15 protein-coding genes, 3 rRNA genes and 1 pseudogene are annotated in these 21,126 nt (G+C 67.9%); 6 read left to right on the top strand and 13 right to left on the bottom strand.

Annotated elements, in window-relative coordinates; all coding sequences use genetic code 11:
- Nucleotides 1-25: 25 nt before the first annotated feature.
- From OOK34_RS14685 to OOK34_RS14670, 4 genes are all read right to left on the bottom strand, one after another.
- On the bottom strand, nt 26-679 hold the full coding sequence (locus OOK34_RS14685) for an HAD family phosphatase (protein WP_267034314.1): 654 nt from the start codon (nt 677-679) through the stop codon (nt 26-28).
- A gap of 121 nt (nt 680-800) precedes the next feature.
- Nucleotides 801-918: ribosomal RNA gene (rrf, locus tag OOK34_RS14680) — 5S ribosomal RNA — on the bottom strand.
- Between the two features lie 73 nt (nt 919-991).
- Nucleotides 992-4,115 (bottom strand): 23S ribosomal RNA (locus tag OOK34_RS14675).
- Between the two features lie 286 nt (nt 4,116-4,401).
- Nucleotides 4,402-5,926, bottom strand: a 16S ribosomal RNA gene (locus OOK34_RS14670).
- The 16S, 23S and 5S rRNA genes sit together here, the layout of an rRNA operon.
- Nucleotides 5,927-6,828: 902 nt before the next feature.
- On the opposite strand from OOK34_RS14670, the gene trpS reads away from it, so the two are divergent.
- Nucleotides 6,829-7,827 carry a tryptophan--tRNA ligase gene (trpS, locus tag OOK34_RS14665; RefSeq protein ID WP_267036742.1) on the top strand — a complete coding sequence of 333 codons (999 nt, stop codon included), beginning with the start codon at nt 6,829-6,831 and terminating at the stop codon, nt 7,825-7,827.
- Nucleotides 7,828-7,875: 48 nt separating this feature from the next.
- Here the strand turns inward: trpS and proC are convergent, their stop codons facing one another.
- The 5 genes from proC to OOK34_RS14640 form a co-directional block, all read right to left on the bottom strand.
- A complete protein-coding gene (proC, locus tag OOK34_RS14660) occupies nt 7,876-8,685 on the bottom strand; it encodes a pyrroline-5-carboxylate reductase (protein WP_267034313.1) in 810 nt (269 codons plus the stop codon).
- A gap of 92 nt (nt 8,686-8,777) precedes the next feature.
- On the bottom strand, nt 8,778-9,515 hold the full coding sequence (locus OOK34_RS14655; RefSeq protein WP_267034312.1) for an ABC transporter permease: 738 nt from the start codon (nt 9,513-9,515) through the stop codon (nt 8,778-8,780).
- Nucleotides 9,512-10,309 carry an ABC transporter ATP-binding protein gene (locus tag OOK34_RS14650; protein ID WP_267034311.1) on the bottom strand — a complete coding sequence of 266 codons (798 nt, stop codon included), beginning with the start codon at nt 10,307-10,309 and terminating at the stop codon, nt 9,512-9,514. Before OOK34_RS14650 ends, OOK34_RS14655 begins: the two co-directional genes overlap by 4 nt.
- Before the next feature lie 62 nt (nt 10,310-10,371).
- Nucleotides 10,372-10,821, bottom strand: a complete 450-nt coding sequence (locus OOK34_RS14645) for a hypothetical protein (RefSeq protein WP_267036741.1) — start codon at nt 10,819-10,821, stop codon at nt 10,372-10,374.
- 179 nt (nt 10,822-11,000) lie between these two features.
- Nucleotides 11,001-11,306 (bottom strand): peptidase, encoded by a 306-nt coding sequence (locus OOK34_RS14640; protein ID WP_267034310.1) that lies wholly within the window; start codon nt 11,304-11,306, stop codon nt 11,001-11,003.
- Between the two features lie 106 nt (nt 11,307-11,412).
- On the opposite strand from OOK34_RS14640, the gene OOK34_RS14635 reads away from it, so the two are divergent.
- Nucleotides 11,413-13,518 carry a PQQ-binding-like beta-propeller repeat protein gene (locus tag OOK34_RS14635; RefSeq protein WP_267034309.1) on the top strand — a complete coding sequence of 702 codons (2,106 nt, stop codon included), beginning with the start codon at nt 11,413-11,415 and terminating at the stop codon, nt 13,516-13,518.
- A gap of 25 nt (nt 13,519-13,543) precedes the next feature.
- On the opposite strand, the gene ilvD is transcribed toward OOK34_RS14635, so the two are convergent.
- The 3 genes from ilvD to OOK34_RS14620 form a co-directional block, all read right to left on the bottom strand.
- Nucleotides 13,544-15,394 carry a dihydroxy-acid dehydratase gene (gene ilvD, locus OOK34_RS14630; protein ID WP_267034308.1) on the bottom strand — a complete coding sequence of 617 codons (1,851 nt, stop codon included), beginning with the start codon at nt 15,392-15,394 and terminating at the stop codon, nt 13,544-13,546.
- A 121-nt stretch (nt 15,395-15,515) separates the two neighbouring features.
- Nucleotides 15,516-16,160, bottom strand: coding sequence for a TetR family transcriptional regulator (locus OOK34_RS14625; protein WP_267034307.1), 645 nt, complete (start codon nt 16,158-16,160; stop codon nt 15,516-15,518).
- On the bottom strand, nt 16,157-16,981 hold the full coding sequence (locus tag OOK34_RS14620) for a sugar phosphate isomerase/epimerase (RefSeq protein ID WP_267034306.1): 825 nt from the start codon (nt 16,979-16,981) through the stop codon (nt 16,157-16,159). The genes OOK34_RS14625 and OOK34_RS14620 overlap by 4 nt, the downstream gene beginning before the upstream one ends.
- A gap of 66 nt (nt 16,982-17,047) precedes the next feature.
- On the opposite strand from OOK34_RS14620, the gene OOK34_RS14615 reads away from it, so the two are divergent.
- The 3 genes and pseudogenes from OOK34_RS14615 to OOK34_RS14605 all read left to right on the top strand — a co-directional run bounded on the left by OOK34_RS14615 (nt 17,048) and on the right by OOK34_RS14605 (nt 19,136).
- Nucleotides 17,048-17,794 carry a hypothetical protein gene (locus tag OOK34_RS14615; RefSeq protein WP_267034305.1) on the top strand — a complete coding sequence of 249 codons (747 nt, stop codon included), beginning with the start codon at nt 17,048-17,050 and terminating at the stop codon, nt 17,792-17,794.
- Between the two features lie 164 nt (nt 17,795-17,958).
- Nucleotides 17,959-18,309, top strand: a pseudogene (locus OOK34_RS35350) (DUF6879 family protein); the annotation flags it as partial.
- Between the two features lie 68 nt (nt 18,310-18,377).
- Nucleotides 18,378-19,136 (top strand): methyltransferase domain-containing protein, encoded by a 759-nt coding sequence (locus tag OOK34_RS14605; protein ID WP_323183421.1) that lies wholly within the window; start codon nt 18,378-18,380, stop codon nt 19,134-19,136.
- A gap of 185 nt (nt 19,137-19,321) precedes the next feature.
- Here OOK34_RS14605 and OOK34_RS14600 read toward each other — a convergent pair whose 3' ends face one another.
- Nucleotides 19,322-20,248 carry a Ppx/GppA phosphatase family protein gene (locus OOK34_RS14600; RefSeq protein ID WP_267034304.1) on the bottom strand — a complete coding sequence of 309 codons (927 nt, stop codon included), beginning with the start codon at nt 20,246-20,248 and terminating at the stop codon, nt 19,322-19,324.
- A 61-nt stretch (nt 20,249-20,309) separates the two neighbouring features.
- Here OOK34_RS14600 and OOK34_RS14595 point away from each other — a divergent pair, with 61 nt between their 5' ends.
- The gene (locus OOK34_RS14595; protein WP_267034303.1) at nt 20,310-21,119 is read left to right on the top strand and encodes a hypothetical protein; all 810 of its coding nucleotides are present in this window, start codon (nt 20,310-20,312) and stop codon (nt 21,117-21,119) included.
- Nucleotides 21,120-21,126: the final 7 nt, after the last annotated feature.

Genomic DNA, 21,126 nt, shown 5'->3' with positions numbered 1-21,126 from the left:
TCGCGGCTACCCGTGGGTAGAGCGATCACACACCAAATCCGAGCAGGGCAGGGAGCTCCTTCATCTCCCCGAAGTACGCGGTCGCCCCGGGGAGGTCCGCGGCCGGGGTCATCGCCGTGTACGCGAAGACGTCCATCCCCGCGGCCCGTGCGGCCTCCACCCCCAGCCGGCTGTCCTCGACCACGACGCACCGCGAGGGCGCGACCCCCATCATGTCGGCGGCGTGCAGGAACAGGTCCGGAGCCGGCTTGCCCCGCCCCACGTCCTCGGCGCTGAAGATCCATTCCTCCTCGAACCACTCCCCCATCCCGCAGGCCCGGTGCCCCACCCGGATCCGCTCGTGGCTGCTGGAGGAGGCCAGACAGTAGGGCACCCCGTGCGCGGACAGCTCCCCCAGCACCTCGGTCACCCCGGGCACGGGCCGCAGCTCCCGCTCGAAGGCGGCGAAGAGCCGCTCGTTCAGCACACGCCCGAAGTCCTCGGGCAGCCGCTGCCCGGTCCGCTCCAGGACCAGGTCGTGCACCCGGTGCACGGCCGACCCCATGTAGTCCCGCAGGGAGTCCTCGTACGTGGTGGGGTGCCCCAGCTCCGTCAGGTACGCGGAGAGGATCGTGTTGGCGAGCGGCTCGCTGTCCACGAGGACGCCGTCGTTGTCGAAGATGACCAGCTCATAGCCCATCCGCCCAGCGTACGAGCAGTCACCCCAAGTTGACGGGAACCGCGTGCCGGTAAACGGCTGAACGCGCCCAGAACGCAGAAAAGCCCCGCACCATAAGGTGCGGGGCTTTCCCACAATGATTGTTCGGCGGCGTCCTACTCTCCCACAGGGTCCCCCCTGCAGTACCATCGGCGCTGAAAGGCTTAGCTTCCGGGTTCGGAATGTAAACCGGGCGTTTCCCTAACGCTATGACCACCGAAACACTATGAAGTTAACCAACCGGGCATAAACACGGTCGTTACTTCAGAACTAACACAGTGGACGCGAGCAACTGAGGACAAGCCCTCGGCCTATTAGTACCAGTCAGCTCCACCCGTTACCGGGCTTCCACATCTGGCCTATCAACCCAGTCGTCTACTGGGAGCCTTACCCTCTCAAGGAGGTGGGAATACTCATCTTGAAGCAGGCTTCCCGCTTAGATGCTTTCAGCGGTTATCCCTCCCGAACGTAGCCAACCAGCCATGCCCTTGGCAGGACAACTGGCACACCAGAGGTTCGTCCGTCCCGGTCCTCTCGTACTAGGGACAGCCCTTCTCAATATTCCTACGCGCACAGCGGATAGGGACCGAACTGTCTCACGACGTTCTAAACCCAGCTCGCGTACCGCTTTAATGGGCGAACAGCCCAACCCTTGGGACCGACTCCAGCCCCAGGATGCGACGAGCCGACATCGAGGTGCCAAACCATCCCGTCGATATGGACTCTTGGGGAAGATCAGCCTGTTATCCCCGGGGTACCTTTTATCCGTTGAGCGACGGCGCTTCCACAAGCCACCGCCGGATCACTAGTCCCGACTTTCGTCCCTGCTCGACCCGTCGGTCTCACAGTCAAGCTCCCTTGTGCACTTACACTCAACACCTGATTGCCAACCAGGCTGAGGGAACCTTTGGGCGCCTCCGTTACCCTTTGGGAGGCAACCGCCCCAGTTAAACTACCCATCAGACACTGTCCCTGATCCGGATCACGGACCGAGGTTAGACATCCAGCACGACCAGAGTGGTATTTCAACGGCGACTCCACCATGACTGGCGTCACGGCTTCAAAGTCTCCCACCTATCCTACACAAGCCGAACCGAACACCAATATCAAACTGTAGTAAAGGTCCCGGGGTCTTTCCGTCCTGCTGCGCGAAACGAGCATCTTTACTCGTAGTGCAATTTCACCGGGCCTATGGTTGAGACAGTCGAGAAGTCGTTACGCCATTCGTGCAGGTCGGAACTTACCCGACAAGGAATTTCGCTACCTTAGGATGGTTATAGTTACCACCGCCGTTTACTGGCGCTTAAGTTCTCAGCTTCGCAACCCCGAAAGGTCACTAACCGGTCCCCTTAACGTTCCAGCACCGGGCAGGCGTCAGTCCGTATACATCGCCTTACGGCTTCGCACGGACCTGTGTTTTTAGTAAACAGTCGCTTCTCGCTGGTCTCTGCGGCCACCCCCAGCTCAGGAAGCAAGTTCCTTCACCAGTGATGGCCCCCCTTCTCCCGAAGTTACGGGGGCATTTTGCCGAGTTCCTTAACCATAGTTCACCCGAACGCCTCGGTATTCTCTACCTGACCACCTGAGTCGGTTTAGGGTACGGGCCGCCATGAAACTCGCTAGAGGCTTTTCTCGACAGCATAGGATCATCCACTTCACCACAATCGGCTCGGCATCAGGTCTCAGCCTTATATGAGGGACGGATTTGCCTACCCCTCGGCCTACACCCTTACCCCGGGACAACCACCGCCCGGGCTGGACTACCTTCCTGCGTCACCCCATCGCTTACCTACTACCACCTTGGATCGCCGGCTCCACCACTTTCCTTTCCCCGAAGGGTCCGGAACGGCTTCACGGGCTTAGCATTAATGGATTCGATATTGGGCGTTTCAAAGCGGGTACCGGAATATCAACCGGTTGTCCATCGACTACGCCTGTCGGCCTCGCCTTAGGTCCCGACTTACCCTGGGCAGATCAGCTTGACCCAGGAACCCTTAGTCAATCGGCGCACACGTTTCTCACGTGTGTATCGCTACTCATGCCTGCATTCTCACTCGTGAACCGTCCACAACTAGCTTCCGCTGCTGCTTCACCCGGCACACGACGCTCCCCTACCCATCACAGCGGGCGTTGGCCCTATTGCTGCAATGACACGACTTCGGCGGTACGCTTGAGCCCCGCTACATTGTCGGCGCGGAATCACTTGACCAGTGAGCTATTACGCACTCTTTCAAGGGTGGCTGCTTCTAAGCCAACCTCCTGGTTGTCTCTGCGACTCCACATCCTTTCCCACTTAGCGTACGCTTAGGGGCCTTAGTCGATGCTCTGGGCTGTTTCCCTCTCGACCATGGAGCTTATCCCCCACAGTCTCACTGCCGTGCTCTCACTTACCGGCATTCGGAGTTTGGCTAAGGTCAGTAACCCGGTAGGGCCCATCGCCTATCCAGTGCTCTACCTCCGGCAAGAAACACACGACGCTGCACCTAAATGCATTTCGGGGAGAACCAGCTATCACGGAGTTTGATTGGCCTTTCACCCCTAACCACAGGTCATCCCCCAGGTTTTCAACCCTGGTGGGTTCGGTCCTCCACGAAGTCTTACCTCCGCTTCAACCTGCCCATGGCTAGATCACTCCGCTTCGGGTCTAGAGCGTGCAACTCAATCGCCCTATTCGGACTCGCTTTCGCTACGGCTTCCCCACACGGGTTAACCTCGCTACACACCGCTAACTCGCAGGCTCATTCTTCAAAAGGCACGCAGTCACGACCGTTGTTCCGAAGAACAACGGCGACGCTCCCACGGCTTGTAGGCACACGGTTTCAGGTACTATTTCACTCCGCTCCCGCGGTACTTTTCACCATTCCCTCACGGTACTATCCGCTATCGGTCACCAGGGAATATTTAGGCTTAGCGGGTGGTCCCGCCAGATTCACACGGGATTTCTCGGGCCCCGTGCTACTTGGGAGATTCTTAAGCAAGCCGCTGATGTTTCGTCTACGGGGGTCTTACCCTCTACGCCGGACCTTTCGCATGTCCTTCGACTACATCAACGGTTTCTGACTCGCCGACCGGCCGGCAGACCGATCAAAAGAATTCCCACAACCCCGCATGCGCAACCCCTGCCGGGTATCACACGCATACGGTTTGGCCTCATCCGGTTTCGCTCGCCACTACTCCCGGAATCACGGTTGTTTTCTCTTCCTGAGGGTACTGAGATGTTTCACTTCCCCTCGTTCCCTCCACATGCCCTATGTGTTCAGGCATGGGTGACAGCCCATGACGACTGCCGGGTTTCCCCATTCGGACACCCCCGGATCAAAGCTCAGTTGGCAGCTCCCCGGGGCCTATCGCGGCCTCTCACGTCCTTCATCGGTTCCTGGTGCCAAGGCATCCACCGTGCGCCCTTAAAAACTTGGCCACAGATGCTCGCGTCCACTGTGTAGTTCTCAAGCAACGACCAGCCACCCATCACCCCACCAGACAAACTGGTGAGTGCACTGGGGCCGGCATCGCGAAGATAAGACCTTACGGCCGTACCCTCAGATACCCAACAACGTGCCAGGCACGACCCTCCATCAGTGAGTCACTTTCCACGCCGAAGCAGTACTCGTGATCCATCTGGAAGACCGTGCCAAATAATCAACGTTCCACCCATGAGCTGACCGTGCAGAACATTTGTCTGCAATCGGTACTGTGCTCCTTAGAAAGGAGGTGATCCAGCCGCACCTTCCGGTACGGCTACCTTGTTACGACTTCGTCCCAATCGCCAGTCCCACCTTCGACAGCTCCCTCCCTTACGGGTTGGGCCACCGGCTTCGGGTGTTACCGACTTTCGTGACGTGACGGGCGGTGTGTACAAGGCCCGGGAACGTATTCACCGCAGCAATGCTGATCTGCGATTACTAGCAACTCCAACTTCATGGGGTCGAGTTGCAGACCCCAATCCGAACTGAGACCGGCTTTTTGAGATTCGCTCCACCTCACGGTATCGCAGCTCATTGTACCGGCCATTGTAGCACGTGTGCAGCCCAAGACATAAGGGGCATGATGACTTGACGTCGTCCCCACCTTCCTCCGAGTTGACCCCGGCGGTCTCCTGTGAGTCCCCATCACCCCGAAGGGCATGCTGGCAACACAGGACAAGGGTTGCGCTCGTTGCGGGACTTAACCCAACATCTCACGACACGAGCTGACGACAGCCATGCACCACCTGTATACCGACCACAAGGGGGGCACTATCTCTAATGCTTTCCGGTATATGTCAAGCCTTGGTAAGGTTCTTCGCGTTGCGTCGAATTAAGCCACATGCTCCGCTGCTTGTGCGGGCCCCCGTCAATTCCTTTGAGTTTTAGCCTTGCGGCCGTACTCCCCAGGCGGGGAACTTAATGCGTTAGCTGCGGCACCGACGACGTGGAATGTCGCCAACACCTAGTTCCCAACGTTTACGGCGTGGACTACCAGGGTATCTAATCCTGTTCGCTCCCCACGCTTTCGCTCCTCAGCGTCAGTAATGGCCCAGAGATCCGCCTTCGCCACCGGTGTTCCTCCTGATATCTGCGCATTTCACCGCTACACCAGGAATTCCGATCTCCCCTACCACACTCTAGCTAGCCCGTATCGAATGCAGACCCGAGGTTAAGCCTCGGGCTTTCACATCCGACGTGACAAGCCGCCTACGAGCTCTTTACGCCCAATAATTCCGGACAACGCTTGCGCCCTACGTATTACCGCGGCTGCTGGCACGTAGTTAGCCGGCGCTTCTTCTGCAGGTACCGTCACTTTCGCTTCTTCCCTGCTGAAAGAGGTTTACAACCCGAAGGCCGTCATCCCTCACGCGGCGTCGCTGCATCAGGCTTTCGCCCATTGTGCAATATTCCCCACTGCTGCCTCCCGTAGGAGTCTGGGCCGTGTCTCAGTCCCAGTGTGGCCGGTCGCCCTCTCAGGCCGGCTACCCGTCGTCGCCTTGGTGGGCCATTACCCCACCAACAAGCTGATAGGCCGCGGGCTCATCCTTCACCGCCGGAGCTTTCAACCCCCGCCCATGCAGGCAGGAGTGGTATCCGGTATTAGACCCCGTTTCCAGGGCTTGTCCCAGAGTGAAGGGCAGATTGCCCACGTGTTACTCACCCGTTCGCCACTAATCCACCCCGAAGGGCTTCATCGTTCGACTTGCATGTGTTAAGCACGCCGCCAGCGTTCGTCCTGAGCCAGGATCAAACTCTCCATGAATGTTTACCGGTAATCCGGTGCACACACACGTTGAGCGGGCACGTCATGTCGGAATAAGACCGACGCGCCACAACGTCCTCGCTGTGTTTGTTGCCTACGAGTACCCGAAGGCCCCGCAGGTCTTTTTCAAAGGAACCTCATCCACCGAAGTGGACGGGGTATCAACTTCTGGCGTTGATTTTTGGCACGCTGTTGAGTTCTCAAGGAACGGACGCTTCCTTTGTACTCACCCTCGCGGGCTTTCCTCCGGGCTTTCGTTCTTGCGTTTCCGACTCTATCAGAGTCAGTCTCGCTTGCTTTCCAGGTCTTTCGCTTTCGCGTTTTCCCTTTCCGGCGATTCCGACTCTATCAGATCCTTTCGGGCCTGACTCCCAGTCAGCGGGATTTGTCTTCCGGGCTGTTGGGCCCTTCCGACGAGTGAGACAGTAGCGGATTCCCTGCCCCCGAAGCCAATCGGCGGCTGCGTCCTGGAACGCGGATTCCTCATTCGCAAATACGCATGAAAACGAGACGACAGAGTGCGTCGTTCGTTCGAATGTGTAGTGCGGGATGGCTGTCCGGGGACCGACCGGAGTCGGCGCTCACTTCGGACAACTCGAAGAACCTTACGGATCGGGCACATCTGTGTCAACCCCAGGCTGACCGGCCGACGACCGGCCGGCAAACCTCACGCGCGCCTCACGCCTCCGGGGCTACGCTCGTCCCCATGACTACGCATGCGCTCACGCTCAGCCTTCGCTGGTGGGCCGCCTGACGGCGGCCGACCTTCCACGCGAGCACGCATGCGCTCACGGCCGCCGCTACCGGCGGCCGTTTCTGTTTCTCCCCTCCCGGGAGTGGCTCGGTCGCCCGACGCGGTGGCCCCGACACCACACCGAGAACAAGGAGAGCGGGACATGACGATGACGAGGATCTTCAGCGGGATCAAGCCGACCGGGCACCTGACGCTGGGGAACTACCTGGGGGCCGTGCGGCAGTGGGTTGCCGCCGACCAGGCGCAGGACGACGCGCTGTTCTGCGTCGTGGACCTGCACGCGCTGACCGTGGAGCACGACCCGGCGCGGGTACGGAGGCTCAGCCGGCAGGCCGCGACGCTGTTGCTCGCCGCCGGGCTGGATCCGCAGCGGTGCACGCTCTTCGTCCAGAGCCACGTCGACGAGCACACGCGGCTGGCCTACCTGCTGGAGTGCACCGCGAGCGACGGTGAGCTGCGGCGGATGATCCAGTACCGGGAGAAGGCGGCGAAGGCGCAGGGCGCGGGGGATGGCGTACGGCTGTCGTTGCTCACCTATCCCGTGCTGATGGCGGCCGACATCCTGGCGTACCGGGCGGACGAGGTGCCGGTGGGTGAGGACCAGCGGCAGCACGTGGAGCTGACCCGGGACCTGGCGGTGCGGTTCAACCAGCGGTACGGGCCGACCTTCACCGTGCCCCGGGCGACGCATCCGGCGGTGGCCGCTCGGGTCATGGACCTTCAGGATCCGACGTCGAAGATGGGGAAGTCGCACGAGAGCGGCGCCGGGATCGTCTACCTGCTGGACGAGCCGGGGGTGGTCACCAAGAAGGTGATGCGGGCCGTGACCGACAGCGGGGACGGCGGGGTGGTCTACGACCGGGCGGCGCGGCCGGGGGTGGCGAACCTGCTGGACATCCTGGCGGCCTGTACGGGCGGGGAGCCGGCGGTGCTGGCCGAGGGGTACGGCCAGTACGGGCCGCTGAAGCGGGACGTCGCCGACGCGGTGGTGGAGCTGCTGCGGCCGTTGCGGGAGCGGCACGCGGAGCTGGCGGCCGATCCGGCGGAGGTGGACCGGGTGTTGCGGGAGGGTGCCGGGCGGGCTCGGGCCATGGCGCGGCCGGTGGTGGACCGGGCGTACGAGGCGATCGGGCTGCTGGTGCCGTGAAGGGCGCACGGGCCCCCGGGGTGCCGGGGGCCCGTCGCGGCGGGGGTGTCAGCTGTTGCCGGTGGCGAGTTCGCGGCTGCGGTCGCGGGCCGCTTCGAGGGCGGCGATGAGGGCCGCTCGTACTCCGTGCTTCTCCAGTTCGACGATGGCGTTGATCGTCGTACCGGCCGGGGAGGTGACGGCCTCGCGGAGCTTGACCGGGTGTTCGCCGCTGTCGCGGAGCATGACGGCGGCGCCGATGGCGGCCTGGACGATGAGGTCGTGGGCCTGGGCGCGGGGCAGTCCGAGGAGGATGCCGGCGTCGGTCATGGCCTCGACGAGGTAGTAGAAGTAGGCGGGTCCGGAGCCGGAGAGGGCGGTGGCCGCGTCCTGCTGGGACTCGGGGACGCGCAGGGTCTTGCCGACGCCGCCGAAGATCTCCTCGGCGTGCGCGAGGTGCTCGGCGGTGGCGTGGCTGCCGGCCGAGATGACGGACATGGCCTCGTCGACGAGGGCGGGGGTGTTCGTCATGACGCGGACGACGGGGGTGCCGGGGGCGAGCCGTTCCTCGAAGAAGGAGGTGGGGATGCCGGCGGCGCCGCTGATGACCAGGCGGTCGGCGGGGACGTGCGGGGCGAGCTCTTCGAGGAGCTTGCCCATGTCCTGCGGCTTGACGGTGAGGATGAGGGTGTCGGCGCGCTTGGCGGCCTCGGCGTTGCTGACGGCCTCGACCCCGTAGCGGGTGTGGAGCTCTTCGGCCCGCTCGGGGCGGCGGGCGGTGACGAGCAGCTTGGCGGCCGGCCAGCCGCCGCGGATCATCCCGCTGAGCAGGGCCTCGCCGATCTTGCCGGTACCGAGGACTGCGACTGTCTGGGTCATGCCCGATTCACCTCGCCGAACGAACGTGGGACGTACGGGCTCATCCTCGCACCGGGCCGGTGCCGGTGGGGCGGTTGTCCGGTCCGTGGGCGTTACGGGGTCCTGCGGCGGAGGGTGGCGGCGCCGAGGGCGAGGACGAGGAGGGCGCAGGCGGCGACGATGACGGCGTCGCGGACGAAGTCGGCGGTCATGTCGGTGTGGGTGAGGACCTGGGTCATGCCGTCGACGGCGTAGGACATGGGCAGGACGTTCGAGAGGGCCTCGAGGGCGGGCTGCATGGTGTCGCGCGGGGCGAAGAGGCCGCACAGGAGCAGCTGCGGGAAGATCACGGCCGGCATGAACTGGACGGCCTGGAACTCGGACGCGGCGAAGGCGGAGACGAAGAGGCCGAGGGCGGTGCCGAGGAGGGCGTCGAGGAGGGCGACGAGGAGGAGCAGCCAGGGGGAGCCGACGACGTCGAGGCCGAGGAGCCAGAGGGCGAGGCCGGTGGCGAGGAGGGACTGAACGACGGCGACGGCGCCGAAGGCGAGGGCGTAGCCGGCGATGAGGTCGCCCTTGGCGAGCGGCATGGAGAGGAGGCGTTCGAGGGTGCCGGAGGTGCGTTCGCGCAGGGTGGCGATGGAGGTCACCAGGAACATCGTGATGAGGGGGAAGATCCCGAGGAGGGACGCGCCGATGCTGTCGAAGGTGCGGGGGCTGCCGTCGAAGACGTAGCGCAGCAGGGTGAGCATCAGTACGGGGACCAGCAGCATCAGGGCGATGGAGCGCGGGTCGTGGCGGAGCTGGCGCAGGACGCGGGCGGCGGTGGCGAGGGTGCGGGCACTGTTCACGGGGTCGCCTCCTGGGCGGCGAGGGCGTTGGCCTCGTCGACGAGGCGGAGGAAGCCCTCCTCGACGGTGGCGGAGTCGGTGCGGGTGCGCAGGGCTTCGGGGGTGTCCTGGGCGAGGATGCGGCCTTCGCGCATGAGGAGCAGGTCGTGGCAGCGCTCGGCCTCGTCCATGACGTGGGAGGAGACGAGGATCGTGGCGTCGCGGGTGCGGGTGATCTGGTGGAAGAGGTTCCACAGGTCGCGGCGCAGGACGGGGTCGAGGCCGACGGTGGGTTCGTCGAGGACGAGCAGCTCGGGGGTGCCGAGGAGGGCGACGGCGAGGGAGACGCGGCTGCGCTGGCCGCCGGAGAGGTTGCCGGCGAGGGCGGTGGCGTGGGTGGTGAGGTCGACGTCGGTGATGGCCTGTCGTACGGACTGCGCGCGGCGGTCGGCGGCGGCGCGGCCGGGGTCGAGGATCGCGGCGAAGTAGTCGAGGTTCTGCCGGACGGTGAGGTCGTCGTAGACGGAGGGCGCCTGGGTGACGTAGCCGATGCGGGAGCGGAGGCCGGGGTGGCCGGCGGGGTGGCCGAGGACGTCGAGGGTGCCGGTGACGTGGGCCTGGGTGCCGACGACGGCCCGCATGAGGGTGGACTTGCCGCAGCCGGAGGGGCCGAGGAGGCCGGTGATGCGGCCGCGGGGGACGGTGAAGCCGAGGGAGTCGAGGACGGTGCGGGGGTGGCGGCCGGTGCCGCGGCGGACGGTGAGGGCGTGGGCGTGGATGGCGGGAGGGGGCGCCTCGGGGTGGTTATTCATCATGTGATGAATAATGCTCCTGGCTGTGCCGGGGCGTCAATCGGCCGGGGTGCTGTTTGCGGGTTCTACTTCTTGCGCTTGGGGCGGCGGGCGGCCGGGTTGCCCGTACGGGTGCTGCGGCGGCGGGCGTATTCGGCCGCGGCGCGCTCGTACTCGGTGCGGCGGAGCTTCTCGCCCGGGGCCTCGGTGAGGCAGCGCAGGAAGTACGCGATGAGGGAGCCGATGAAACCGATCGTCTTCAGGCCCTTGAGAGCGGCCTCGTCGGAGGACGGGGCGGGGCGGCGGCCGAAGGACTCCCAGGTCTTGGCGAAGGCGATGGAGCTGGCGATCGCGAAGAGGACGACGACGGAGATGCTGAGGAAGGGGCCGACGTTGCCGATCTCCAGGCCCTCGTAGGCGAGGCGCAGGAGGTAGGCGCTGATGGCGGCCGCGGCGAGCGCGCCGACGGCGACGCCGGCGCGGCGCGCGGCGTAGCCGTTGTCGTGGTTCACCCAGGTGGTGCCGAAGAACCGGATCGGCTCCGGCTCCGGCCCGGGCGCCGGCGCGGCGGGGCCCTGGTCCTGGCGCTGGTCCTGGCGCTGGCCCTGGCTCTGGTCTCGCTGCTCGTCGTCGCTCACAGCAGCGATTATCCCCCGGCGGCGCGGACCCGCCGGGGGTGTCTCACGTGGCAGAACGGCGAGCGTCGCCGCCTGGGCTAGCCGCAGCGGCCGGCCACGTAGCCGTCGGCGCCGGTCTGGACGTAGGCGTCGGAGACGAAGCGGCCGTTGCCGATGCAGTCCCACAGGTCCGTGGTGCCGTACGGGCCCGAGACGGTGGTGCCGGGGCACTGGCAGCGGATCGTAACGTAGCCGCCGACGGGCACGGCGTCGATGATCGCGTAGCTCGTGCCCGGACCGCTGCGGACGTTCACCCGGTAGCCGGGCGCGGTCGGGTACGACTGGAAGCCCGCGTCAGCGGCGGCGAGGCTCTGTGCCTGGCTGGAATCGTTCTCGACGGACATGTGAAATCTCCCCCCATGGGTGTTGCTCTGCGCAACGCGCGCAGGGTAGCAAGCCCTTGGATGTTCGCACGGGCCATCCACTAGGCTCCGGCGGGGGTGGTGAACGGTGCAGTCGCTGCGCGCGGACTACGCCGGGTTTCCGGAATACGCCGGGCAGTACCGGCTCGAATCCGTGCTCGGCTCCGGCGGCATGGGCGTCGTCCACCTGGCCACTTCCAGCTCCGGACTGAAGCTCGCCGTCAAGGTCGTACACGCCCAGCACGCGGTGGATCCGGAGTTCCGGGCCCGGTTCCGGCAGGAGGTCGCAGCCGCGCGGAGGGTGAGCGGTGCCTTCACCGCGCCCGTCGTGGACGCCGACCCGGATGCCGAACGGCCGTGGATGGCCACCTTGTTCATCGACGCCCCGACGCTGTCCGAGCGGGTACGCGAGCGCGTGCTCGACCCCGTCGAGCTGACCCGGCTCGCCGCCGGGCTGGCCGAGGCCCTGCGGGACATCCACCGCGCCGGGGTGGTGCACCGGGACCTGAAACCGAGCAACGTGCTGATGGCTCCGGACGGGGTGCGGGTCATCGACTTCGGCATCTCGCGCCCGGCCGACAGCGACCTGCGCACCGAGACCGGCAAGCTGATCGGGACCCCGCCGTTCATGGCGCCGGAGCAGTTCCAGCGGCCGAGGGAGGTTGGGACGGCCGCGGACGTGTTCGCGCTGGGTGCGGTGCTGGTGCACGCGGCGACCGGGCGCGGCCCCTTCGACTCCGACAGCCACTACCTCGTGGCGTACCAGGTCGTGCACAGCGAGCCCGACCTGACGGGGCTGCCCGCCCGGCTCGTGCCCATCGTGGCGCGCTGCCTGGCGAAGGATCCGGCGGAGCGGCCGACCGCCGAGGCGCTGATCGCGGAGATGCGCGCCGTCGCGTACCCGACCTCCGAGGACACCCAGGCGTTCATACCGCAGCCGCGCAGGCCCGCGGAGGAAGAGGAGGTCACCCACCATCGGCAGCGGATCGCGACGGACCAGTCGCCTCCGCGCCGCCGACGGAGGCCGACGCTGCTGGCGGCCGGGCTCGGGGTCCTGCTCGCGGCGGGGGCAGTCGGCGGCTACCTGCGGTGGGGGCCCGCTACAGAGGCGCCGAAGCAGCCGGTCGTCCATGCCTCGGGCAAGCCGGGCAGGGGCTTCTCCCCGTGGTCGGCGTCAGCGGGCGCACCCCAGGTCTCCTGCTCGGTGGGCGCCGGCAGCCTGTACTGCTCGGGGCGAGGCCTGGCTGCCACCCGGCTCGATCCCGCGGACGGCTCGACGGCGTGGACGGTCCGCGCGAACACCCCGAGCCAGGGCATGACCACCAGCAGTGCCCCTCTCCACGCGGGTGGGCTGATCCTCGTGGTGGCGCCCGGCAGCGAACGGCTCCAGGCACTGGACCCCGGCACGGGCGCGGAACGCTGGCAGCGGAAGCTGCCCGGCGGCACGCGCGTGGTGACCGCAGGCTCGTACGCGCTCACCGTGGCCCCGAACGGGAACGTCACCGCCCTCGACGGTGCGAGCGGCGCCCAGCGCTGGACGCAGAAGATCGGTGACAACGGGTCCGTGTGGTGGGGCGGCCCCGGAGCATCGGGCGCGCCCGTGCTCTACGTGGCGACCGCAGCCCTTGACGGCGGGTCGACGCAGCTCGCGGAGGTCGATCCGGCGACGGGCGCGGTGCGCTGGCAGACGCGGGCCACGGGGAAGCTCCGGCCCGTCGGAGTGGCGCACGGGACGGTACATCTGCTGGACACCGACTCGGGGGCCAAGGCGGGCGGCATCACGAGGGTGGACGTGGCGAGCCGGACGATCCGCCGGGTCCAGCTGCCCGCGCCACTGTTCGATGCGGAGGCGACCGTGGGCCCGGACGGGACCGTCTACGCCTTCGGCGGCGGTGGCGCGCTCGTGGCGGTCGGCGCGGAGCGGGAGCTCTGGCGCCTGGAGACCGGGGCGGCCAGCGGCTCCGCGCCCGTTGTCTCGGACGGACGGGTCCATCTGATGACGGCGGACGGGCGGCTGCTGGCCGTCGACGCGGCTGCGGGGCGGCTCGTGGGCCAGACCAAGCCGCGCATGGCCGCGCAGGGCACCTTCAGTGCCACCCTCCCCGCCCCCGTCGTCGCCGACGGCCGGGTCTACGCGTCGGCGCCCGACGGGACGGTGTTCGCCGTGGAGGCACGGAACCCCGCCGGGTGGTGAGCCACACCGGCGGGGTTCAGAGGCTTCAGCCCAGCTTCGAGACGTCGCGGACCGCGCCCTTGTCGGCGCTGGTGGCCATCGCCGCGTAGGCGCGCAGGGCCGCGGAGACCTTGCGCTCGCGGTCCTTCGGGGCGTAGACGCCGCCCAGGGCCTCGTGGCGGGCGGCCAGGACCTCGTCGGAGACCAGCAGCTCGATCGAGCGGTTCGGGATGTCGATCCGGATCCGGTCGCCGTCCTCGACGACCGCGATGTTGCCGCCCGAGGCCGCCTCCGGGGAGGCGTGGCCGATGGACAGGCCCGAGGTGCCGCCGGAGAAGCGGCCGTCCGTCACCAGGGCGCAGACCTTGCCGAGGCCGCGGCCCTTGAGGAAGGAGGTCGGGTAGAGCATCTCCTGCATGCCGGGGCCGCCGCGCGGGCCCTCGTAGCGGATGACGACGACGTCGCCCGCCTTGATCTCCTTGCGCAGGATCTTGTCGACGGCCTCGTCCTGCGACTCGCAGACGACGGCCGGGCCCTCGAAGGTCCAGATCGACTCGTCGACACCGGCGGTCTTGACCACGCAGCCGTCGACGGCGAGGTTGCCCTTCAGGACGGCGAGGCCGCCGTCCTTGGAGTACGCGTGCTCCACGGAGCGGATGCAGCCGCCCTCGGCGTCGAGGTCGAGGGTCTCCCAGCGCTCGGACTGGGAGAAGGCGGTGGCGGAGCGCTTGCAGCCGGGGGCCGCGTGCCACAGCTCCATGGCCGTCTCGGTCGCCGTGCCGGAGCGGGCGTCCCACTTCGCCAGCCAGTCCTCCAGGTTGTCCGAGTGGACGGAGGTGACGTCCTTGTTGAGGAGCCCGCCGCGGTGGAGCTCGCCGAGGATGGCGGGGATGCCGCCGGCGCGGTGGATGTCCTCCATGTAGTACGTGCCGCCGGGCGCCACGTTCGGCGCGACCTTGGACAGGCACGGGACGCGGCGCGAGACCTCGTCGATGTCCTTGAGGTCGTAGTCCAGGCCCGCCTCCTGCGCGGCGGCCAGGAGGTGCAGGATCGTGTTGGTCGAGCCGCCCATGGCGATGTCGAGGGCCATGGCGTTCTCGAAGGCCTGGCGGGTGGCGATGTTGCGCGGCAGGACCGAGTAGTCGTCCTGCTCGTAGTGGCGCTTGGTGATCTCGACGACCGTGCGGCCGGCGTCCTCGTAGAGGGCGCGGCGGGCGGTGTGCGTGGCGAGGACCGAGCCGTTGCCGGGCAGGGCCAGGCCGATGGCCTCGGCGAGGCAGTTCATCGAGTTGGCGGTGAACATGCCGGAACAGCTGCCGCAGGTGGGGCAGGCGTTCTCCTCGATGCGGAGCACGTCCGCGTCGGAGATGTTCTCGTTCGCCGCGTCGACCATGGCGTCGATCAGGTCGAGCTTGCGGACGGTGCCGTCGACGAGCGTCGCCTGACCGGCCTCCATCGGACCGCCGGACACGAACACGACCGGGATGTTGAGGCGCATCGCGGCCATCAGCATGCCAGGAGTGATCTTGTCGCAGTTGGAGATGCAGATCAGGGCGTCGGCGCAGTGGGCCTCGACCATGTACTCGACGCTGTCCGCGATGAGGTCGCGGGAGGGCAGGGAGTACAGCATGCCCGCGTGGCCCATCGCGATGCCGTCGTCGACGGCGATGGTGTTGAACTCGCGCGGGATCGCGCCGGCGGCGCGGATGGCGTCGGAGACGATGCGGCCGACCGGGGCCAGGTGGGTGTGGCCGGGGACGAACTCGGTGAAGGAGTTGGCTACCGCGATGATCGGCTTGCCGATGTCCTCGCTCGCTACGCCCGACGCGCGCATCAGCGCACGAGCGCCTGCCATGTTGCGGCCGTGGGTGACGGTGCGGGACCTCAGCTCGGGCATGCGGTTTCACTCCCCATGAGTGCGGCTGTACGGTCAGCCGCGCTGCGGATATGGCTCGGTTACGAGGCTACGCCCACCGCCCGCGATCCGGACAGCTCGTCCGGATGCCGGGACGGAGGGGTCACTCCTCGGTCAGGTAGCGCTGGAGGGTCGGGGCCACCAGGGCCACGATGTCCTCCGGGTCCGCGGACGCGAGGGGCTCGACCTGGACGACGTACCGCAGTAGCGCGATCCCGATCATGTGCGAGGCGGCGAGTTCGGCCCGGAAGGTGGGGTCGGGGACGTCCAGATCGGCCGCGACCCGCTCCAGGACCCGGCGCAGGACCAGGCCGCGCAGGACCTTCGCGGCGGCCTCGTGCGTCAGCGCCGACCGGATGATCGCGAGCAGCGGCACCCGGGTCACCGGGTTCTCCCACACCCCCAGGAAGTACCGGGCGAGGCGCTCCCCGATCCCCTCGGGCCCCTCGCCCAGGATGGCCGGAACCACCAGGGCGGGCTCCATGCTCACCTCGATGGCGGCGGCGAAGAGGTCGTCCTTGCTGCCGAAGTAGTGGTGCACCAGGGCCGGGTCCACGCCGGCCACCTTCGCGATGCCGCGTACGGAGGTCTTGTCGTACCCGCGCTCCGCGAACACCTCGCGGGCGGCGAGGCGGATGCGCTCCTGGGTGCCGGGGCCGTCGTCGGCCTCGTCCTGGCGGGGCCGCCCGGGACCACGCCGCCGCTTCACGGGCTCGGCGGGCTCGACGGGCTCGGCGGGATCCGTCATCGGCTTCCGACCGGCTTCGCGAGGTGGAGGCGGGTGAAGGCCAGGGCCTCGGCCAGGTCGGCCTCGCGCTCGGCGGAGGACATGGCCCGCCGCGTGTTGACCTCGATCACCACGTGCCCGTCGAAGGTGCTGCGGGCCAGCCCTGCCAGCAGCTCGGCGCAGGGCTGCGTACCGCGCCCGGGGACCAGGTGCTCGTCCTTCGCCGAACCGTTCCCGTCGGCGAGGTGTACGTGGGCCAGCCGGTCCCCCATCCGGTCGACCATGGCGGCGGCGTCGGTCCGCGCGGTCGCGGTGTGCGACAGGTCGACGGTGAAGTGCCGGTAGTCGTCCTTCGTGACATCCCACTCGGGCGCGTAGGCGAGCATCTCGCGGTCCCGGTAGCGCCACGGGTACATGTTCTCGACGGCGAACCGCACGTCCGTCTCGTCGGCCATCCGCCAGATCCCGCTGACGAAGTCGCGCGCGTACTGCCGCTGCCAGCGGAAGGGCGGGTGCACGACGACCGTGGAGGCCCCCAGCTTCTCGGCGGCGGCCTGGGCCCGCTGGAGCTTGGTCCAGGGGTCGGTGGACCACACGCGCTGGGTGATGAGCAGGCAGGGCGCGTGCACGGCCAGGATCGGCACCTGGTGGTGGTCCGACAGCCGGCGCAGCGCGTCGATGTCCTGGCTCACCGGGTCCGTCCAGACCATGACCTCGACGCCGTCGTAGCCGAGGCGGGCGGCGATCTCGAAGGCGGTCGCCGTGGACTCCGGGTAGACGGAGGCGGTGGACAGGGCGACCTTCGGGGTTCGGGTGGTCGGGATGCGGAGCGGTTCTGCCACGGTGACAGATTACGGGGCGCCCACCCGGCGACAGGTACCCGGCGTCACTCTCGTCATACTTTTCGGATGGAAACGCAGGCCATGCGGGAAGCGCGTCGCTGGCTCGGCGACCGGGGCGTCGCCGAGACCGCCGACGGCTGGACGGACACCGCGAAACCGGACCGCCCCCTCACCGCGAACGACATCGCGCACGCCTGGGCGGACGAGGTGTTCACCGACGAGGACCTCGACGAGTCCGCGGCGGTACGGATGGCCTTCGCCCTGCTGGACCTCCTCGACGACTACTGGGTGACCTGCGAGATCCGCTTCGCGGACGGCGGCCCGGACGGCCCCCTGCCCGCCGGCCCGCTGTGGGACGGCTACCGCCGCCGCCTGGAGGCGGAGCGGGACGCGGAGCCGGTGGAGTACTCGCTCTGGGTCGACTGGTTCGAGGACCGCACGACCACCGCGACCGCCTTCGCGGAGGTCCTGGGCAACGACATCACCACCATCGTGACGACCCCCACACCCCCCACCCTCCGCCGCGCGTCCCGCGTCCTGGAGTGCTCGGGCCCGGTCCCCTGGGACGTCAAACACGCCACCTACACCACCGCGGCCCGCCTCCCCGCCCTCCACGAGCCCCTGTTCAAGGCCCTCCGGGCGGGCTACCACGACATCTACGGCGACCTGGACCCCCCGGCCGCCCTGACCCTCCTCACCCACCTCACCCTCCCCCCGGACACCGAGCACCTCACCCAACTCCGCACGGTCCTCTCCGCAGGCCACCGCAACCACCGCCACAACCCCGACGCCTGGGCGGCGGCAGCGCACTGACCCGGATCCCCGAGTTCGGCAATCTGCGGCAATCCGCCCCCACCGTGCTGTCAGGGCCAGCATCCTGGAGCCCCCATCACCCAGGACGGAGCCCTTCATGACCCTGAGGTTCATCGGCACCACCTCGGAGCACGGCAACTGCCCCACCAGTCCCATTCGGGGAGATCACGCACCTGTTCTCCGAGTTCGAGCACACCGCGTTCCGGCTGGAGACCCGCCGCGGGTACGCCTCCGATCGGCAGGGCGACCGTTTCAAGGCCTTCATGCGCGGCATCGACCCGCGACCCGAGCCCGACAACCCGTGGAACGTCAACGTCCGCGCGAAAGCCGCACAGGGTGCCCGCTTCTCCCGCGTGCGGATCATCGACGAGCCCCCCACGGACGGACAGCGATTCCTCATGGCCAGCGCGGCCGGCAACATGGCGGCAGGTGAGGACATTCGCGTCCTAACCCGCTCCGAAGCCGTACGGCTGGAATTGCCCGGCTACGACTTCTGGCTGTTCGACTCCCGCACCCTGGTCCGCTTCCACATCGACGAAGCCGACGTAACGACCGGTGTCGAGGTCATCGAAACTCAGCCGAAGTGCTCGCCGCCTGCCAGGCCCGTGACCGCGCCTGGCCTTTGTCCTCCCCTTCTGCCGGGGTGTGGGCGCAGGTACGTTCGTCATCCTCCGTCTCGGCCCTCGACATCGTCATGCGAAAACTCGCCGCTCTGCACCTGGACAGCAATCACACCGTCCTGGAGATCGGCACCGGCTCGGGCTACCACACCGCCCTGCTGAGCGAGCGGGTCGGAGCGCAGCGGGTGACCACGATCGAGGTCGACCAAGAACTCGCCGCCACAGCCGAGGCCACCCTGAAGTCACAGGGCTACGAACCGCTGGTGATCGCAGGGGACGGTCTCCTCGGGGCCCCCGACCGGGCCCCCTTCGACCGGGTGATCAGTACAGCCGCTGTACGCCGGATCCCTCACGCCTGGGTGGGGCAGACACGCGACCGCGGAAAAATCCTGACCCCCTTCGGCACGGCCTACAGCAACGCGGGCCTGCTGGACCTCACGGTCGACGGCGACCAGGCCCGAGGCCGGTTCATCGGCCACCATCGTCCGCTACGCCGACTGGTGGGAGGAGGACGCGGTCACCTCATGGGGTCCGCGCGACCTGTGGGCGGAGGTGACCGCCGCGTTCGGCTGGTGCGAGCATCAGGACCGGCCGCACATCACCCGCTTCGGCATCAGCGTCGACTCGAACCTCCAGTACGCATGGCTGGACGACCCGAGCAGGTTGGTCGGCGACTGATGCCCACAGACGCCGTCGGCCGCCGAGACATGAGAAGCGCGTAGCGATCTGCCGCGCCTGGGTGCTCCGCAGGGGGATCTGATCGCTGTTGGGTGCGGGTAGGGCCGGGCCCCCGACCCTGGGCTGCCCCGACGGGCCCGAATGCCCGGCGGGCCAAGGCCCGGCCCCTCGGCTCATCGCTGACGGGGCCGTCCCTTCCTCCTGCCCCGTGCCGTTCTTTTGGGGGCCCCTACGGGAGGTGGTCCAGGCGGCGGAGGATTACGCCCTCGCGGAGGGCCCAGGGGCAGATCTCGAGTTCGTCCACGCCGAAGAGGTCCATCGTGGCCTCCGCCACGAGCGCGCCCGCCAGGAGCTGGGCGGCGCGGCCCTCCGAGACGCCCGGGAGGGCCCCGCGTTCGGCCGTGGTCATCGCCGTCAGGCGGGGGACCCACTCCTCGAGGGACTTGCGGGTCAGGTCGCGCTGTACGTACAGGCCGTCGGCCTCGCGGGCCGCGCCGGCGATGCGGGCCAGCTGCTTGAAGGTCTTCGACGTGGCCACCACGTGGTCCGGCGCGCCGAAGCGGCTGAACTCGCCGACCGTCCGGGCGATCTGCGCCCGCACGTGCCGCCGTAGCGCCTTCACGTCCGCCGGGTCCGCCGGGTCGCCCGGGAGCCAGGTGGAGGTGAGGCGGCCCGCGCCCAGGGGGAGGGAGACGGCCGCGTCCGGGTCCTCGTCGATGCCGTACGCGATCTCCAGCGAGCCGCCGCCGATGTCGAGGACCAGCAGCTTGCCGGCGGACCAGCCGAACCACCGCCGGACCGCGAGGAAGGTCAGCCGGGCCTCGTCCTCGCCGCTGAGCACCGGCAGCTCGATCCCGGTCTCGGCCTTGACCCGGGCGAGGACCTCGTCGGCGTTGGGGGCTTCGCGCACGGCGCTGGTCGCGAAGGGCAGGACGTCCTCGCAGCCCTTGTCCTCGGCGGCCTGCACCGCGTCGGCGATCACGGAGACGAGGCGCTCGACGCCCGCCGGGGTGACCGCGCCGCGCTCGTCGAGCAGCTCCGCCAGCCGCAGCTGCACCTTGTGCGAGTGCGCGGGCAGCGGGCGCGCGCCGGGGTGCGCGTCCACCACCAGCAGATGAACCGTGTTCGAACCCACATCAAGGACACCGAGTCTCATACGGGAAACGCTACTGGGCGGAACGCGGAGCGGTGGAGGAAGGGGCGCTTAGGCTGGGCTTGTGCCAAATACGAAGAAGGCCAGCAAGCGCAACAACAAGAACGACAACAGCAACAAGACCAAGCCGTCGGACGAGAAGGGGCTCGACTTCCCCCGGGCCTGGGTGGAGTTCCCCGACCCCGCCGACGAGGAGCAGGTCTTCCGCTGCGACCTGACCTGGCTGACCTCCCGCTGGACGTGCATCTTCGGCAGCGGCTGCCAGGGCATCCAGGCGGGGCGGGCGGACGACGGCTGCTGCACGCTGGGCGCGCACTTCTCCGACGAGGACGACGAGAAGCGGGTCGCCGAGCACGTGGCGCGGCTGACGCCCGAGCTGTGGCAGTTCCACGACGTCGGGAGCGAGTCCGGCTGGACGCAGCTCGACGACGACGGGGAGAAGCAGACCCGCCGCTGGGACGGCGCCTGCATCTTCCTGAACCGGCCCGGTTTCCCGGCCGGCGCCGGCTGCTCCCTGCACATCCTGGCGCTCCGCAGCGGCCAGGAGCCGCTGGAGACCAAGCCGGACGTGTGCTGGCAGCTGCCCATCCGGCGGACGTACGACTGGATCGACCGGCCGGACGACACGCGCGTCCTCCAGGTGTCGATCGGCGAGTACGACCGGCGCGGCTGGGGCCCGGGCGGCCACGACCTGCACTGGTGGTGCACGTCGGCGACCTCCGCGCACGGCGCCGGTGATCCGGTGTACGTGTCGTACCGGGCGGAGCTGACGGAGCTCATGGGCAAGGAGGCCTACGAGGAGCTGGTGAAGCTGTGCGAGGCGCGGCTGGCCTCGCTGCTGCCGATGGCCCCGCACCCCGCCGACCCGCGGTAGAACGCGT

Source organism: Streptomyces sp. NBC_00091 (assembly GCF_026343185.1).
Classification (GTDB): Bacteria; Actinomycetota; Actinomycetes; order Streptomycetales; family Streptomycetaceae; genus Streptomyces.
This window is presented reverse-complemented; position numbering and strand designations above follow the sequence as displayed.

What these genes read in the sequence shown, in the direction of transcription:
- OOK34_RS14625 (WP_267034307.1), bottom strand. Translation starts at nt 16,160, where the DNA reads ATGACGGATCCCGCCGAGCCCGTCGAGCCCGCCGAGCCCGTGAAGCGG.
- OOK34_RS14615 (WP_267034305.1), top strand. Translation starts at nt 17,048, where the DNA reads ATGGAAACGCAGGCCATGCGGGAAGCGCGTCGCTGGCTCGGCGACCGG.
- proC (WP_267034313.1), bottom strand. Translation starts at nt 8,685, where the DNA reads ATGACCCAGACAGTCGCAGTCCTCGGTACCGGCAAGATCGGCGAGGCC.
- OOK34_RS14600 (WP_267034304.1), bottom strand. Translation starts at nt 20,248, where the DNA reads ATGAGACTCGGTGTCCTTGATGTGGGTTCGAACACGGTTCATCTGCTG.
- OOK34_RS14640 (WP_267034310.1), bottom strand. Translation starts at nt 11,306, where the DNA reads ATGTCCGTCGAGAACGATTCCAGCCAGGCACAGAGCCTCGCCGCCGCT.
- OOK34_RS14650 (WP_267034311.1), bottom strand. Translation starts at nt 10,309, where the DNA reads ATGATGAATAACCACCCCGAGGCGCCCCCTCCCGCCATCCACGCCCAC.
- OOK34_RS14685 (WP_267034314.1), bottom strand. Translation starts at nt 679, where the DNA reads ATGGGCTATGAGCTGGTCATCTTCGACAACGACGGCGTCCTCGTGGAC.
- trpS (WP_267036742.1), top strand. Translation starts at nt 6,829, where the DNA reads ATGACGAGGATCTTCAGCGGGATCAAGCCGACCGGGCACCTGACGCTG.
- ilvD (WP_267034308.1), bottom strand. Translation starts at nt 15,394, where the DNA reads ATGCCCGAGCTGAGGTCCCGCACCGTCACCCACGGCCGCAACATGGCA.